This window comes from Bartonella sp. AA1HLJMS, from assembly GCF_042197445.1.
GTDB lineage: Bacteria > Pseudomonadota > Alphaproteobacteria > Rhizobiales > Rhizobiaceae > Bartonella.
In genome coordinates this window covers 1-1,133 of record NZ_JBHIRW010000204.1, presented here as the reverse complement: position 1 = coordinate 1,133, position 1,133 = coordinate 1, and the positions used below count along the sequence as shown (strand labels likewise).

The 1,133-nt window shown below is 39.9% G+C and carries 1 protein-coding gene and 1 pseudogene; both read left to right on the top strand.

All coding sequences use genetic code 11. The annotated features are described in order from the left end of the window. A pseudogene (locus ACFIQE_RS10635) lies at positions 1–644 on the top strand (hypothetical protein); the annotation flags it as partial. Beyond that, positions 631–987 (top strand): hypothetical protein, encoded by a 357-nt coding sequence (locus ACFIQE_RS10630; RefSeq protein WP_375621830.1) that lies wholly within the window; start codon positions 631–633, stop codon positions 985–987. The pseudogene ACFIQE_RS10635 and the gene ACFIQE_RS10630, both read left to right, overlap by 14 nt. The last annotated feature ends 146 nt before the right edge of the window (positions 988–1,133 follow it).

The following is a 1,133-nucleotide window of genomic DNA, read 5'->3' as shown; positions in this document are numbered from 1 at the left end:
AAACTAACGTTTTATTAAAAAAAGAAATTGATTTTGAAGATTTAGAAACAATCGATTTGGTTGACGAGCCAATCGAGTGTGATGTTGAAAGCCAATCAGAGCAAACCAACCAATCAATCATTCACGAGCAAGAAAGCGTTCCTAAGAAAGCCAAGCGAAGTAAGGGGAAAAAAGAACTTGGAAGCGTACCAGAAGATTTTGAACCTGATTTGCAATACGCAATCGATAAAGGCTTAACGCAGGATGAGGCGTTATTAGAATTCGAAAGATTTAAACTTCATTGGAAAGCCAACCCATGTCGAAATGCAAACAATCGCGATTGGCAAAGTGCTTGGTGTGGTTGGATTATTAACCAGAATGGAACGCTCGCCAAGAAATTAGAACAGGAGAAACGATATGCAAACGAACGCTATAAGCTCTCAACAAATAACTTCACAAACAGCCTTTCACAAAGCTTCAGTACACTCAAAGCAGCAATCACCACTAGCGATTCTTATGGATCAGAATGCAGCAGAGATACAGAGGCTATCAGTTCATTTGCAAGCACTTGCCAAGAGAGTGGACCGGAGTGTGTACCCTCCAACCTCTATGCATGGAAAGCCGTTGACGCTGGAGGAGAGATCGCAAGTTTTGCAAGACTGTAATCGCTTACAAGCACTGCTTTCACGGAAAGTTACGGTTGAACATATCGAGGCGGCTGCTTATTTGCTTTCTGGTCTAAAAATACCGGCAAATATAGACCCTAATGTTATCGCTTTAAATTACAGCATAGCCTTATCAGATGCTTCAGAATACGCTCTAAAGCAGGCTGTTAAGGATATCATATGCGGAAAAGCAAAAGGATTATCGAAAACCTTTATGCCAACAGGAGCAGAGCTTGCAGAGTATTGCAGAAATTTGAAAGCAGAGCTTTTTTCGGGAGCATCAGTCATGAAATCGCATTTAAAAGCATTGAAGGATAAACAGCAAAGTAGTGAAGTTTGCTGATGATTTTGAGAATATATATGCGTTTAAATTGACAGAAAGGCACCGTACAGAGCGATTTAAAGATTTTGTGATAAAAACCACATTGAAATTAAAAACGCTTCTGTACGGTCCATTTTGAGGCAAATAAACCCATTGGTAAAGTTATG